General features: G+C 65.5%; 8 protein-coding genes and 2 pseudogenes. 7 read left to right on the top strand and 3 right to left on the bottom strand.

The features are described 5' to 3' along the window. Nucleotides 1–212: 212 nt before the first annotated feature. The 3 genes and pseudogenes from EAE28_RS19615 to EAE28_RS19605 all read right to left on the bottom strand — a co-directional run bounded on the left by EAE28_RS19615 (nucleotide 213) and on the right by EAE28_RS19605 (nucleotide 4,073). Nucleotides 213–1,652 (bottom strand): hypothetical protein, encoded by a 1,440-nt coding sequence (locus EAE28_RS19615; protein WP_024099412.1) that lies wholly within the window; start codon nucleotides 1,650–1,652, stop codon nucleotides 213–215. A gap of 149 nt (nucleotides 1,653–1,801) precedes the next feature. Next, nucleotides 1,802–2,733, bottom strand: a pseudogene (locus tag EAE28_RS19610) (IS5 family transposase). Nucleotides 2,734–3,045: 312 nt separating this feature from the next. After that, nucleotides 3,046–4,073, bottom strand: a pseudogene (locus EAE28_RS19605) (IS110 family RNA-guided transposase). A gap of 433 nt (nucleotides 4,074–4,506) precedes the next feature. Here EAE28_RS19605 and EAE28_RS19600 point away from each other — a divergent pair. The 7 genes from EAE28_RS19600 to EAE28_RS19570 all read left to right on the top strand — a co-directional run bounded on the left by EAE28_RS19600 (nucleotide 4,507) and on the right by EAE28_RS19570 (nucleotide 12,397). Next, complete coding sequence (locus EAE28_RS19600; protein ID WP_018065884.1) at nucleotides 4,507–5,490, top strand: TAXI family TRAP transporter solute-binding subunit; 984 nt, start codon at nucleotides 4,507–4,509, stop codon at nucleotides 5,488–5,490. After that, entirely contained in the window at nucleotides 5,487–7,394 is a 1,908-nt protein-coding gene (locus EAE28_RS19595; RefSeq protein ID WP_127109475.1) for a TRAP transporter permease, read from the top strand. The genes EAE28_RS19600 and EAE28_RS19595 overlap by 4 nt, the downstream gene beginning before the upstream one ends. Before the next feature lie 78 nt (nucleotides 7,395–7,472). Beyond that, the gene (locus EAE28_RS19590; protein WP_127109473.1) at nucleotides 7,473–7,748 is read left to right on the top strand and encodes a putative antibiotic biosynthesis monooxygenase; all 276 of its coding nucleotides are present in this window, start codon (nucleotides 7,473–7,475) and stop codon (nucleotides 7,746–7,748) included. A 189-nt stretch (nucleotides 7,749–7,937) separates the two neighbouring features. After that, the gene (dctP, locus tag EAE28_RS19585; RefSeq protein ID WP_018065881.1) at nucleotides 7,938–8,939 is read left to right on the top strand and encodes a TRAP transporter substrate-binding protein DctP; all 1,002 of its coding nucleotides are present in this window, start codon (nucleotides 7,938–7,940) and stop codon (nucleotides 8,937–8,939) included. Between the two features lie 114 nt (nucleotides 8,940–9,053). After that, nucleotides 9,054–9,563 carry a TRAP transporter small permease gene (locus tag EAE28_RS19580; protein WP_018065880.1) on the top strand — a complete coding sequence of 170 codons (510 nt, stop codon included), beginning with the start codon at nucleotides 9,054–9,056 and terminating at the stop codon, nucleotides 9,561–9,563. Next, a complete protein-coding gene (locus tag EAE28_RS19575; RefSeq protein ID WP_018065879.1) occupies nucleotides 9,556–10,866 on the top strand; it encodes a TRAP transporter large permease in 1,311 nt (436 codons plus the stop codon). The genes EAE28_RS19580 and EAE28_RS19575 overlap by 8 nt, the downstream gene beginning before the upstream one ends. A 70-nt stretch (nucleotides 10,867–10,936) precedes the next feature. After that, on the top strand, nucleotides 10,937–12,397 hold the full coding sequence (locus tag EAE28_RS19570; protein WP_018065878.1) for an aldehyde dehydrogenase family protein: 1,461 nt from the start codon (nucleotides 10,937–10,939) through the stop codon (nucleotides 12,395–12,397). Nucleotides 12,398–12,418: the final 21 nt, after the last annotated feature.

Here is a 12,418-nt window from a genome sequence, read left to right as displayed (position 1 = left end):
CTGGGCCAGCGGCTAGACCGCACCACAAAGGCCGTAGACATGACTGCTTTCGGCATAGGCGCGTCAATTCCCAGCTTGCGCAGCAGGGGTCGTCCAGACATGGGAACACTTGCCCTCGCCAGAGATGCCCACTGCGCGTTGGCGACGGTCCACCAATGACTTGCGCCACCGGACCTGTGGGGGAACCGGCGCAGCGCCAGTTCCCCATCGGCTCATTCTGCCGGAACCCAGGGCCGGTTATAGGCTGCCACGCGCCAATCACCGTGTTCGATGAACCGGGGGGCGCTCCCGGTTTCCAGCGCCTCGGCTGCGGCGTTCAGCGCCTCGGGCGATGTCTCGGGCCAGGCGCCCGTTTCGATCCGTTCGACCAGGGTCTCGACGATGGCCGTGCTTTCGGCAGCAGTGAACTCGCAATGGCCCGTGCCCTGGACCAGCGACTGCCGATACAGATCGCCGGTACCCTGCTCCTGCACCAGCGCGCCGTAGCCTTCCATCAGCGTGTAGGGAATGGCCCAGTCGCCCAGCATGTGGATGCGGATCGCCGGAACCTGCAGATCGCCGGTCGTCGTGCGCCCGTCTGCGGCCCAGAAATCGCGCGCATAATCCGAGGCCGCGATGCGGGGGGCGGCGTCGATCCTGGCAATGTCGGCCTGAAGGTCCAAACCGGCCTGTTCGTAGAGCGCCTCAACCGTCCGCGCCATCGCGGGTGCGGCATTCTGGTAGAAGGCGGCATAGTCGACCCCCTCGTTCCCGGAAAGTTGCTGCCCCGATGCGGCGTTTTCGAACAGAAGCCGCGAGGACCCGCCAACATTACCGCCGATGCGCAGCGCCGAGGCCACGATCATGTCGGCCATGGCGCCGGCATCCGCGGTGTCGGGTAGTTCGGTCCCCTCGACCATCCACGGCGACCACTGTCCGATGGCGAAGGCAAGCGCCAGCCGCGCGCGGCCCTCCGGGCTTTCGCCCGCCGTTTCGATGGCGGCCATCCAGGACGCACGGATCGCGTCAAGGCTGCGCTCGCCACCCGCTCCGGCATTGGGCAGGCCGACGATGGCGAGATCGCTGGCCGGACCGTGCCCAGCGGCCTCATAGCTTTCGCCCAGCAGGGTCTGCATGGCGAACCAGCCATCCAGGAAACTGCTCATGATCCAGACCGGCGTATGGGCGGCAAGCACGGCGGCACCGTCGATCCTGTCCGGGTAATCCTCGGCCGAAGCGAGGCTGTCGAGCCCTCCGCCAGAACAGCCGTATTGCAGCACCATGTCAGGAGCGCGCTCCAGGTCCGTGAAAATGTCCTGAACAGCTTGTAGATTCAGGATTTCACGCTGCGGATCGTATTGCCACAGGCGCAGCGGGTGCCGGGCGAGCCCGGCGAAGGCATAGCCACGACCGAGCAGGTCGTCATACCGCTGGACCGCTGACGCGACCGAAACGTTGCTGGCGAAATCCAGATCCCTGAGTAGTCGACCATTCCAGTTCTCGGGCACGCGGATCAGCCATGCCGTCCCGTCCGGCAGGGTTCCCGCATGTTCGTTGAAGGCGGGCTGCTCCTGCGCCGACGCGAGCGGGGCGAAGCCCGCGGTCAGAGCGAGGCAAAGCACCACCATTCCGGTCCGCGAACGCGGGCCGGCCAAATTGGCTGTCCGTGACATGAATTTCCTCCAGTTTGATGCAGCGATGAAATCCGGCTCCTCTTCCGGGGAACCATCGCCGGGAAAAACATAGATAGCTAATTATTAGTGTCAAGGGCTCTGATGCACAAATCGGCTTAAGGCCGAGGTTCCCCTTTCCCCGGACGGACTTATCCCACAGCTTCCGTGACGGGTATTCCGAGCGCGGTGTAGCCGTTCAGGACGGCGATGCGGACCTGGAGTTCGGCGACCTGTCGATCGAAGTCCCGTGCCATGAGCCGCTGGCCCAGCAACTTGATACAATGCATCTTTGTCTCGACGCGGCTTCGGCGGTGGTATCCACTCCATCGTCGCCAGAGCGCGCGGCCCAGGTATTTCGCCGCGCGCAGGGCCTCATTTCGCGCCACGGCTCCGGCGGTGATCGTCTTCCAGGGCTTCGCGTTCTTGCGGGGCGGGATGACGGCATGGGCACCGCGATCTGCAATCGCATCGTGGCATTTGCGCGTGTCGTAGGCGCCATCAGCCGTAACGCTACCGATTTCCTGGTCCTGCGGGATTTGGTCGAGAAGGTGGGTAGGATGGGCGCATCACCGATGTGGCTCCCGGTGACTTCGACGGCCCGGATCTCCAACGTTTCTTCATCGATCCCAAGGTGGAGCTTGCGCCAGACGCGCCGTTTCGGGCCGCCATGCTTGCGTGCGTGCCACTCGCCTTCACCTTCGACCTTGATCCCGGTGCTGTCGATCAGCAGGTGCAACGGCCCCTTGGAGCCGCGGTAGGGGATGTTCACGGCCAAGGTCTTCTGGCGGCGAGATAGCGTGCTGAAGTCGGGCACCGTCCAGTTCAGGCCGACCAGCCGTAGCAGGCTCTCGACGAACCCGGTCGTCTGCCGGAGCGCCATGCCGAACAGCACTTTCATCGAGAGGCACGTCTGGATAGCGGCATCGCTGTAGGTCTGCTGGCGGCCACGCCTGCCTGTCGGCGCGGCATCCCAGCTCATCTCGGGGTCAAACCAGATCGTCAGCGAGCCCCGGCGCTTGACTGCTTCATTGTAGGCTGGCCAGTTCCTGGTCTTGTAGGTCGGGGGTATGGGTCTGCTCATGCAGCCTGACTAACAGACTGGATTCGCAAGGTGAAACCTTCACAGCATTTGCGCAACATGTATAACCGCCCCTTGCGCAAGAGGGTTTCTGGATCAGTTTCGCGCGGTGTCGGGTGCTGACATGTATCCGGCCTCTGTTGCGGCCATCATCACGCCGCGGGCCCGTATGGTGTTCGCAGGTCGGGTCCAGATCAAAGCCGCGTGCTCGATGGCACTCTGTTGCGCTCTGGTTCTCCCGATCCCGTCTCACGACCGTGCGCCAAACGTCTCCTTGCCCTCTTCCGCTCCGACGTCCTCGCGACCAGTGACGGCTTACGCCGCAGCGGTCGGAGACTGGTAGGCGCCGCCTCGGGCCATCAGCGCCCAGACGATCCGCGCCATTTTGTTCGCCAGCGCGACCCGCACCAGCATCGGCGGCTTGCGCGTCAGCATCTCGCCAAGCCATGTGCCCGGCCGGGCAGCGGCATGAACATGCCGCTTGATGATGACGCTGTTGGCCCCGATGATCAGCAATCGCCGCAACGACCGTTCGCCCATCTTCGTGTTGGCCCCGAGACGCTGCTTGCCTCCTGTGGAATGCTGACGGGGCGTGAGCCCGAGCCAGGCCGCGAAGTCGCGCGCTTTGCGGAACGTCTCGGGGGGCGGAGCCAGAACCGCTATGGCCGTGGCAATCAGAGGACCTATCCCCGGGACTGTCATCAGGCGCCGCGCCACCTCATTCTCCTTGGCACACCGGGCGATCTCGGCATCGAGCTTGCCGATTTCCGCTCCGAGATGGGCGAGTGACGCCACCAACACCTTGAGCGTGGGGATGGCATCGGCAGGCAGACCGCTTTCCGGGTCTTCCACAATGGCAATCAGCTTCGACATGTTGGCCGCGCGCTGCGGAACGATCATTCCGAACTCGCCCAGATGCCCGCGCAGGGCATTGATGGTCTGGGTTCGCTGCCGGATAAGCAACTCGCGGATGCGAAAGACCATCGCCGCGCCTTGGGTCTCCTCGCTCTTCACCGGCACGAAGCGCATCGTCGGGCGCGTCGCCGCCTCGCAGATCGCCTCGGCATCAGCCATATCATTCTTCTGGCGCTTCACGAATGGCTTCACGTAGGCGGGTGGGACCAACCGCACGTCATGCCCGATCTTCCCGATCTCGCGCCCCCAGAAATGGGCGCCACCGCAGGCTTCCATCGCGACGACGCAGGCCGGCAGCTGTCCAAAGAATGCCAGACCTGATCTCTTCGCAGCTTCTTGCGCAGCACCGCCCGGCCCGTAGCGTCGGCACCGTGGACCTGAAACACATTCTTCGCCAGATCGAGCCCGACCGTGATAATCTCCGACATGACCGCTCTCCTTTGTGGATCCTTGCAGACCCACCTTGGCACATCGATGCCGTCGGGGGGGCACACCATCAAAGCCGCAAATCCTCATGAAATGCGCGGCCCGCCTCGGCGTCGTAGCACCGGTAGGCGCAATAGTGCTGCTGCAGGATGGGCGAGGGCGCCCGCCCGCACAGGGTCTTCGTCATGATGTATGTTGCTTTCGTGAGTGTCGGCATTACCCGGTTTCCAGCGCCGCGGGGGACCGTAACGCCTTCCGCGTCGAGCTTGAGTGGGGGGATAGCAAGCTTTGGTATCTAATCGTTGACAATCTCCTAGCGAGGGCTTTAAAGATAGATGTCTAAGCTATGTTTCGCAAACCACCGATCCGGCCCCCGTGTTCCGGATGTCGGACGGGAGAGGGGCGCGACGCAGGGCCAAACGGGAGGACATGATTATGCGTTTCACTGCAATCGCGATGGCTGCCGGCCTCGCCGTCTCGGCGACGGCTGGTCACGGCCAATCGCTCAACCTCACTCTTTCAGGCGGGAACCCGGGCGGCCTTTGGTCGCTGCTGGGCGCCGGCATCGACCGCGCCGCGCAGGTGGCGGACACCTCGGCCGTGGTGACCTATCAGGCTACGGGCGGCGGGTTCGCCAACATCGGCCTGCTGGGCGCCGGGCGCACGGATCTGGGCCTGGTGCACGACGCCGAGGCGCAGCTCGCGCTGGGAGGCGAAGAGCCCTTCCGCGGGCCGATCACGAACATGCGGGCCATCGGCTACATGTACAACTGGGCGCCGATGCACTTCTTCCTCGACCGCTCGATGGCCGAGCAATACGGCATCGACAGCCTGGACGACATCGCCGGCAGCGGCGCGCCGATCCGCATCGGCATCAACCGCTCGGGGAACATCACCTCGAACATCGCGCTGATGATGTTCGAGCTGGTGGGGGTGACCGACGAATCCCTGGCCGAAGCTGGCGGCCAGTTCGTGCGCGCCGGCGCCAATGAGCAGGGTGAGCTGCTGCAGGACGGACGGCTCGACATGATTACCAACGGCATCTTCATCAACCACTCGTCGTTTCGCGCGGTTGACACGAATGCTGACGTTGTGCTGCTGTCGGTCCCGCAGGAGGTCATCGACGCCACCAACGAGCGCTTCGGCACCGGCCAGATGGTCATTCCCGCTGGCAGCTATTCGAACCAGCAGGCGGACGTGAACACCGTGACGCTGGGGGCGCTGCTGGCCGCGACCGACGCGATGAGCGACGACGACGCCTATGCCTTGACCAACGCCCTCATCACCAACATCGACGAGGTGCGCGCGGTTCACAGCGCCATGCAATCCCTGACGCCCGAGTTGCTCGCCACGCCCAGCGTGCTCGAGTTCCACCCCGGCGCCGCCCGTGCCTACAGTGAGGCAGGGCTGTCGCAATGATCGGGACACTCGTCTCCACCGGCCGCAGGAGGGATCTTGCGGCCGGCCAGCAACGGGCCATCGTCGTGGTGGCCGCGATCTTCTCGGCCTGGGTGATCTACGCCAACCTCTTCACCATCTCGGATCCGCTAGTTCTGGGCATCCTCTTCGTTTCGGGGATCTACGCGATCATGTTCGCGGCGATCGGTGCCACGCCGAACGCTCCCGACCGCATCCCGTTCTATGATATCGCCCTGTCGCTGCTCAGCCTGGCAGCGGGCATCTTCTTCTTCGTGAACGCCACCGCCATTGCGGACCGCATCAGCCTGCTGGATCCGTTCACGCCCGCGCAGCTCTTCTTCGGCATCTCGCTACTCCTCCTGACCCTCGAAGCGACGCGCCGGACCACGGGCATGGGACTTACCATCGTGGTCGTGGCCTTCCTGGCGTACAACTGGTTCGGCTACCTGCTGCCGCCGCCCTTCGGGCATGGCGTCGACGATTTCACCTACCTGCTCGATATCCTGGTCTTCACCACGGATGGCGTGTTCGGGGTGCCGATCCAGGTGGTCGCCAGCTACGTCTTCCTGTTCGTGATGTTCGGCACTTTTCTGTCGAAAGCGGGCGGGGGCGAGTTCTTCTTCAACCTCGCGGCGCTTCTGACCGGGCGCACCCGCGGCGGTCCGGCGAAGATCGCGGTGATTTCCTCAGGGCTCTACGGCACGATGTCGGGCAGCCCGACCTCGGACGTGGTGGCGACGGGCTCGATCACCATCCCGGTGATGAAGCGACTGGGCTACAGCGCGCGCTTCGCCGGCGCGGTCGAGGTCGCGGCCTCGACGGGGGGCAGCGCGATGCCTCCGGTGATGGGGTCGGCCGCTTTCATTCTCGCCGAATATACCGGCGTGGATTACAAGGCGGTGGTCGTCGCCGCCGTGGTGCCCGCACTGCTCTACTACCTCGGCGTCTTTAGTCAGGTCCACCTGCGCGCCGTGCGCGAAGACCTGCGCCCGTCCGAGGACGAGATGCCGACCGTAGCGCAGACGTTCCGCACGGGCTGGGTCTTCCTGCTGCCGATCATCGGCATCGTGGTGGCGCTGCTCTCGGGCTATTCTCCGACCTTCACCGCCGGGATCGGCGTGATGGGTGTCATCATCGCCTCGACGCTGCTGAAGGCGACGCGCCTGTCGCCGTGGCAGGTGATCGAGGGCTTGGGCGAGACCACGCTGCGCATCCTGCCGGTGGCTGGCGCCTGTGCCGCCGCGGGTCTGGTGATCGGGGGCCTGTCGATGACGGGGCTGGGTATGAAGGCCGCGAACCTGATCCTGGTGATTAGCAACTCGCAGCCGATCCTGACGCTGGTTATCGCCGCTGTCGTGACGATCATCCTGGGTCTCGGCATGCCGACCCCGAGCGCCTACATCCTGGCTGCCGTGCTGGTCGGTCCGGCGCTGGCGCAACTGGGCTATCCGGTGCTGCAGAGCCACATGTTCCTGCTGTACTTTGCCGTTCTCTCGGCGCTGACCCCGCCGATTGCGGTGGCGGCCCTGTCGGCGGCGGCGATTGCACATGAAGACCCGTTCAAGATCGCCTTCACCTCGGTGAAACTGGCCTCGATCGGCTTCATGCTGCCCTTCGCCTTCGTTTGGAACCCGGCGCTGATGCTGCTGGCCGACCCCCTGTCGAATACGCTGGCCGTGGTAGGAGGCGTGATTGCCACGCTGGCCGTGGCCACCGTGGTCGAGGCCTTCGCCAGCAAGCCGGTGTCGCCGGCGGAGCGGCTGCTTATGCTGGGCAGTGCGATTGCGGCTGTCTCGCCCTTCCAGCTGTTCGCGGTGGCGGGCATCGCGATCGGGGCGGTTCTGCTGGCGCGTCACCTGGTGGCGGGGCGCCGGGCCAGCGTGCAACAGAACGCCGCCGGCTGATGCCACTCTGGCGCAGCCTAACAGATCGCGCGGCCCGGACCCCTCCGGGCCGCGCGTCCTTTTGCAAGAGAGACCGACGTGACCCATCCGACCCAGACCGCCGACCGACTCACGACGCAGAGCCCCTCCGCCGTGCCGCCGCAACAACCGAAGTTCTGGAAGCGCTGGGCGGTCAGCATGCTGGCCGTCTATCCCGCGCTTATCGTCCTGGTGCTGGCCACGCGGCCCTTCACCCAGGGCATGCCAATGGCGGTCTCGCTGTTCATCGTGGCGCTGCTGCTGACCGGATTGAATGTCGGGCTGATCCTGCCATTACTGAACAGGAAGCTGGGGCGCTGGCTGGCTGCGCGCTGAGGCCGGAACGGGCAGGGCGGTACGATTTCATATATGTGAAATGTCGCAATGATCCCGCCGGCAATCAAGACAAGGTGCTCTCCGCCAAATAAGCTTAGATAGCTTACCCTTTAGGTTGAGCAGCCAATCCAGACCAGACTGTCCGCCCAGGGGCGGCGCAGTCGGAACGCTACGGGAGGAGCGAGCGACATGACTTCATCCACCACATTCACCAACAAACTGCGTGCCCTTGCGGGCGCTTCGGCGCTGTCGGCCGCGACGCTGGGCCTGACTGGTGCCGCCGAGGCACGCGACTTCCGCCTGCTGTCGGGCTGGGATTCCAGCTATGTTGCGGTCGACGTGCTGACGTCGTTCATCGAGACGCTCGACGAAGCCGTGACCGAGGGCTTCGGCGTCAACGTCATGGGCCCCGAGACCGTGCCCCCGTTCGAGCAGTTCGACCCGGTGTCGCGCGGCCTGTTCGACCTGCTGTTCACCAATGGTGCCTATCACTTCAACCAGACTTCGGTGGGAATGGCGCTGGACGGCCTGTCGGGCGATACCGAGGCCTTGCGCGAAGCCGGAATTTGGGACGCGGTGGATGCCGATTACCAGGAGCAGGGGTTGAAGCTGATCGCCGTGCTTTACGACCTGAATGGCTACCACATCATGCTGAACGAGCCGGTCGGCGAGAACGGCCTCGAAGGACGTCGCGTGCGCGGCACGCCGATCTACCACCCGGCGATCAACGTACTGGGTGGCTCGCCCGTGGTGCTGCCGGGCGGCGAGATCTACCCGGCGCTGGAACGCGGTGTGATCGACGGTGCGGCCTGGCCGACCATCGGCGCTCTGTCCTACCGCTGGTTCGAGGTCGCCGACTACATGATGCGCCCGACCTTCGGCCAGGTCGGCCATCTGGTGTTGATGAACCTTGACACCTGGAACGACCTGTCCGAGGAAACCCGGGCCGAGATCGAGACCGCCGCGCGCGAGTTCGAGATCGAAGCCAATGGCCTGTTCGACACGCTAGTCGCCGAAGAGAGCGCCGCCCTGGAAGCAGAGGGCATGAGCGTGACCGAGCTGTCCGAGGAACTGGCGGGCACGCTCAGCTCGGCCTGGTTCTCGGGCGTGATGGACCTCGCGGCCACGCAATCGGGCGAGGCGATCGAGGAAATTCGCCGTCTGGCGACCGAAGCCGATCTCGACGGCTGATCGGGGCCCGGCCCCTTCCGACGCGCGGCCGCTTGGTGCCGCGCGTCTTTCCGTCCCCCGGTCCTCCTTCTCGGCCCATTCTCTTCGGCCTTTCCGTTCCAGGAGCTTCCCTCCATGCGACCGATCCTGACGCTTCAGGACGTGCTGACCCGGCTGATGTTCTTCATCGGCGTCGGTGCGCTGGCAGCCATCGTGCTCATCTACGCCTTCGAGGTCGTCTCGCGCTATGCCTTCGGCGCGCCGACCCTCTGGGCGAGCGATTTCGTTTCCTTCCTGCTGCTGATCACGGTGTTCAGCACCGCGCCCTGGCTGACCCGCGAAGGCGGGCACGTGGCCGTGACTATCCTGCCCGACCTGGTCGGCCGGCTGCGCCAGGTGATCCTGCGCGCGGGCTTCCTGGTGGCGGCGGCGACCTGTCTCTGGGCTGCCTGGCTTTGCATCGGCGAGGTGCAGCACCTGGCCTCGCGCGGGACGGCGACCCTGACCACCGTGCGCATTCCGAAATGGATCCTGGTGGCCTTCATCACCTATGGCGTGGCCAATTCCGGCCTGTATTTTCTGCGCCTCGCCTTCGGCCAGGCGCTTTCCGAGACCGACTCCCAACCCGAGGTGACCCATGGTTGAAGGTATCGCCGCCGTCGCGACCGGCGTGGGGCTGCTCCTGGGCTTCATGGCCGTAGGCCTGCCCGTCTTCGCGGCCTTCCTGCTGGTCAACCTGCTGGCCGTCGCGGTCATCATGGGACCGATGGGCTACGGCATGTTCGTCAACTCGCTCTACGAGACGACGACCACGCAATCGCTGGTCACCATCCCGCTGTTCATCCTGATGGGCGAGATCCTGTTCCGCTCGAACTCGGTCGAGGTGCTGCTCCGGTCCATCGACACTCTGGTCGGTCGGGTGAAAGGGCGCCAGTACGTGCTGTCGATCCTGCTGGCCACGGTGTTCAGCACCCTGTCGGGTGCTGCGATGGGCGTGGCGGCCATGCTGGGCCGCTCGCTGCTGCCGGGCATGGTCGCGCGCGGCTACGACGCGCGGCTGTCGGCCGGCACGATCCTGGCGGGCGCCAGCCTGGCGCCGCTGATCCCGCCCAGTGTGCTGGTCATCATCATCGGCACGCTGGCCGGCGTCTCCATCGCCGGGCTGCTGATCGCCGGGATCATTCCCGGCCTGATGTTCGCCGCGATCTTCCTGGGCTATTGCTTCATCCGCGTCTGGCTGAACCCGTCGCTGGCGCCCGACGAGCCCGACGACGGCACCCGCGCCACGCTGGCCGACAAGGGCTGGGCGCTGCTGCGGGTGGTGCCGTTCTCGATCATCATCTTGATGGTGATGGGGCTCATCCTGGTCGGCATCGCCACGCCGACCGAGGCCGGCGCGATGGGTGTCATCGGTTCGCTGATCATCGCCGCGATCTATCGCAACCTGTCGTTCAAGATGATCGGCGAGTCGCTGGTTTCCTCGGCCAAGGTGGCGGCGATGATCCTGTTCATCATGGCCAGCTCGAAACTGTTCAGCCAGCTGCTGGCCTTCACCGGCGGTGCCTCGGCGATGACCGAATGGGTCGTGGGGCTGGAACAGTCGCGCTGGGTGATGCTCATCCTGCTGATGCTGCTGCCTTTCGTGCTGTGCATGTTCATCGACCAGATCGCGCTGATGCTGATCGTCATCCCGATCTACCTGCCGATCATCGAGGAACTGCAATTCGATCCGATCTGGTTCTGGCTACTGTTCCTGGTGAACATCACCGTGGGGGGCATGACCCCGCCCTTCGGCTACACGCTCTTCGCGCTGAAAAGCGCGTGGGAAGACGCCAGCCTCGGCAAGGTCTTCTCCTCGGCCTGGCCCTTTGTGCTGCTGTACCTGCTGGGCATGATCGTGCTGGCACTGGTTCCCGGGCTGTCGACGCTGCTGCCGTCGATGCTGTGACAACCCTCGGCGCGGCGGCCCCGGTCGCCCGCCTTTCCTGAGACGCCATCTGTAAGACTAGGAGGGCTCCATGCTCGAACCGACCCTGCCCGCGAACCTCGGGCTCTACTACGGCAATGCATGGCACGCGGCACAATCCGGCCGCACCGATCCCACCTTCGATCCGGCCACCGGCAAGGTGCTGGCGCAGGTCGCCACGGCGGGCGAAGCGGACGTGGACGCGGCCGTGGCCAGCGCCCGCGCGGGCTTCCGCGAATGGCGCGACGTGGCGCCCCTGGAGCGCGCGCGCGTGCTGAAGGAGATCGCCGCCATCATCCGCAAGCATGGCGACGAGCTGGCGCTGCTGGATTCCGCCAATTGCGGCAACCCCTATACCGAAATGCGCGGCGACGCGGGTGTCGCCGCGGCGCAGATGGAATTCTTTGCCGGCCTCGTCACCGAGATGAAGGGCGACACCATCCCGATGGGCCCCGAGCGCATCAACATGACCCTGCGCGAGCCGTTGGGCGTGGTGGCGCGGATCCTGGCGTTCAACCACCCGCTGATGTTCTGCGGCGGCAAGATGGGCGCACCGCTGGCTGCGGGCAACGCGGTCATCATCAAGCCTCCGGTGCAGGCGCCGCTCTCGGCGCTGAGGCTGGCCGAGCTGATCGACGGCCTGCTGCCCAAGGGTGTCTTTACCGTGCTCCCCGGCGGGACGGAGGCGGGCGCGGCGCTGGCCTCGCAAAAGGGTGTCGACAAGGTCACGTTGATCGGCTCGGTGGGGGCCGGGCGCGCGGTGATGCGCGCGGCCAGCGACACGCTGAAGCCGGTGCTGCTGGAGCTGGGCGGCAAGAACGCCCTGATCGCCTATCCGGACAGCGACCCCGACAAGGTGGCCAACGCCATCGTCGCGGGCATGAACTTCAGCTGGTGCGGGCAGAGCTGCGGCTCGACCAGCCGCGCCTTCCTGCATGACGACCTGCACGACGCGGTCGTCGAGCGGCTGGCGGCGGCTGTGTCGCGCTTCAAGCCGGGCATGCCGACCGACCCCGCGACGACAATGGGCGCGCTGGTCGGGCGCGAGCATTTCGATCGGGTGATGGGCTACATCGCCTCGGGCAAGGCAGAGGGCGCGCGCGTCGTCACCGGCGGCAACGCGGTGACCGAGGGCGCGATGGCGGACGGCTGCTTCGTCGAACCGACGATCTTCGCCGATGTCACACCGGACATGCGCGTCGCCAGGGAGGAGATTTTCGGCCCGGTGCTGGTGCTGCGCCGCTGGTCGGACGAGGGGGCAATGATGGACGAGGTGAATGGCCTAGACGTGGGCCTGACCTGCTCGATCTGGTCGAAGGACCTGGCCACGGCGCATCGCGCGGCGGCCCGCGCGGAGGCCGGCTTCGTCTGGATCAACGAGGTCGGGCGGCACTTCCTGGGTGCGCCCTTCGGCGGCTACAAGCAGTCGGGCCTCGGGCGCGAGGAGGGGATCGGCGAGCTGATCTCGTTCACGCAGGAGAAGAACATCCACATCAACCTGGGCGGCCAGTAAGCCTTTATCCGGACTGTGGCA

The organism is Pararhodobacter zhoushanensis (genome assembly GCF_003990445.1).
Taxonomy (GTDB): Bacteria; Pseudomonadota; Alphaproteobacteria; order Rhodobacterales; family Rhodobacteraceae; genus Pararhodobacter; species Pararhodobacter zhoushanensis.
Note: the sequence above shows the minus strand (reverse complement) of the source record. Positions and strands in the feature narration are given on the sequence as shown.